The organism is Pseudomonas sp. GW821-FHT09A09, from assembly GCF_059418405.1.
In genome coordinates, this window is record NZ_JBWKPU010000001.1 from 326,298 (window position 1) to 328,518 (window position 2,221).

Consider the following 2,221-nt stretch of genomic DNA (forward strand, 5'->3'; position numbering starts at 1 on the left):
CCTCTCCCCCCCCCCCCCCCCCCCCCCCCCCCCCCCCCCCCCCCCCCCCCCCCCACCCCCGCTCCCACATTAAAGCAAAGCGGCTCTACGTGTGGCTTACAGAATGTAGCGCGACAGATCTTCGTTCTGCGCCAATTCACCCAGGTGGCTGTTGACGTACTCAGCGTCGATCTTGATCACCTCGCCATTCTGCGCCCCGGCCAGGTCGCCGGCGCTGAAGGACACTTCCTCCAGCAGACGCTCCAGCAAGGTGTGCAGGCGACGGGCACCGATGTTCTCGGTCTTCTCGTTGACCTGCCAGGCGATCTCCGCCAGGCGCTTGATACCGTCCGGCTGGAACTCGATGCCCAGGCCTTCGGTTTTCAGCAGCTCACGGTACTGCTCGGTGAGCGACGCGTGCGGTTCGCTGAGGATGCGTTCGAAATCGCCCGGGGTCAGCGCCTTGAGTTCCACGCGGATCGGCAGGCGGCCCTGCAGCTCCGGCACCAGGTCGCTTGGCTTGCTCAGGTGGAAGGCACCCGAAGCAATGAACAGGATGTGGTCAGTCTTGACCATGCCCAGCTTGGTATTCACGGTGCAGCCTTCGATCAGCGGCAGCAGGTCGCGCTGTACGCCTTCGCGGGACACATCAACGCCACCGGCATTGCCACGCTTGGCCACCTTGTCGATCTCATCGATAAATACGATACCGTGCTGCTCGACGGCTTCCAGGGCCTTGGCCTTGAGTTCTTCCTCATTGACCAGGCGCCCGGCTTCTTCGTCGCGCACCAGTTTCAGCGCGTCCTTCACCTTGAGCTTGCGGCTTTTCTTCTTGCCCTTGCCCATGTTGCTGAACAAATTTTGCAGCTGGCTGGTCATTTCTTCCATGCCAGGCGGTGCAGAAATATCGACGCTGGAGGCTTCGGAGACTTCGATCTCGATCTCTTTGTCGTCCAACTGGCCTTCACGCAGGCGCTTGCGGAACAGCTGACGGGTGTTGGAGTCCGAGGCCGGTGCGGCGTCTTCGTTGAAGCCCATGCGCGCTGGAGGCAGCAGGGCATCGAGGATGCGCTCCTCGGCGGCGTCTTCGGCGCGGTGGCTGACCTTGGTCACTTCCTGTTCGCGCAGCATTTTCAAGGCCGCGTCGGCCAGATCACGAATGATCGACTCGACGTCACGGCCCACGTAGCCCACTTCGGTGAACTTGGTGGCTTCGACCTTGATGAACGGCGCGTTGGCCAGCTTGGCCAGGCGACGGGCAATCTCGGTTTTACCGACGCCGGTCGGGCCGATCATCAGGATGTTCTTGGGCGTCACTTCAACGCGCAGTTCTTCGGGCAATTGCATCCGGCGCCAGCGGTTACGCAGCGCAATGGCTACGGCGCGCTTGGCATCGTCCTGGCCGATGATATGGCGATTGAGTTCATGGACGATTTCGCGGGGAGTCATGGACATAGTAGTTGGCGGCCTCAAGCCGAATAAGCCTGGGGCTTACTCAGCGAGGTCCTGCTCCTCAATGGTCAGGTTGTGGTTGGTGAACACGCAGATATCGCCGGCAATGCCCAGGGCCGTCTCGACGATTTCACGGGCCGACAAATCGGTCTTTTTCAACAGTGCGCTGGCGGCTGCCTGGGCGTAGCCACCGCCGGAACCCATGGCGATCAGGCCGTGTTCGGGTTCCACCACATCGCCGTTGCCGGTGATGATCAGGGATGCGTCTTTGTTGGCGACGGCCAACATGGCTTCCAGGCGGCTGAGGGAGCGGTCGGTGCGCCATTCTTTGGCGAGTTCGACCGCGGCGCGAACGAGGTGGCCCTGGTGTTTTTCCAGCTGGCCTTCGAAACGCTCGAACAGGGTGAAGGCGTCGGCGGTGGCGCCGGCAAAGCCTGCGAGCACCTGGCCGTGGTACAGGCGACGCACTTTCTTGGCGTTGCCTTTCATCACGGTATTACCCAGGGAAACCTGGCCGTCGCCGCCCATGACGACTTTGCCGTGGCGACGTACTGAAACGATGGTGGTCAAGGGGAGAGTCTCCACGCAGCGGGGCGAAAATGCCCTGATGAAAACTCATATGGGGGTGGCGGGGGGGATTTCAACTGTAGGACATGTGTGCGGACGAGCGGTGTTTACAGGTCTTACACACTTTTGAGAACGCCCTAAACCAAATGTGGGAGCTGGGGTGGGGGGGGGGGGGGGGGGGGGGGGGGGGGGGGGGGGGGGGGGGGGGGGGGGGGGGGGGGGG

The 2,221-nt window shown here is 62.6% G+C and carries 2 protein-coding genes; both read right to left on the bottom strand.

Features of this window, described 5'->3' with window-relative positions:
• Nucleotides 1-96: 96 nt before the first annotated feature.
• The gene (gene hslU / locus AC07OV_RS01465; RefSeq protein ID WP_495091318.1) at nucleotides 97-1,434 is read right to left on the bottom strand and encodes an ATP-dependent protease ATPase subunit HslU; all 1,338 of its coding nucleotides are present in this window, start codon (nucleotides 1,432-1,434) and stop codon (nucleotides 97-99) included.
• 36 nt (nucleotides 1,435-1,470) lie between these two features.
• Complete coding sequence (gene hslV, locus AC07OV_RS01470; RefSeq protein WP_016972722.1) at nucleotides 1,471-2,001, bottom strand: ATP-dependent protease subunit HslV; 531 nt, start codon at nucleotides 1,999-2,001, stop codon at nucleotides 1,471-1,473.
• Between the last annotated feature and the right edge of the window lie 220 nt (nucleotides 2,002-2,221).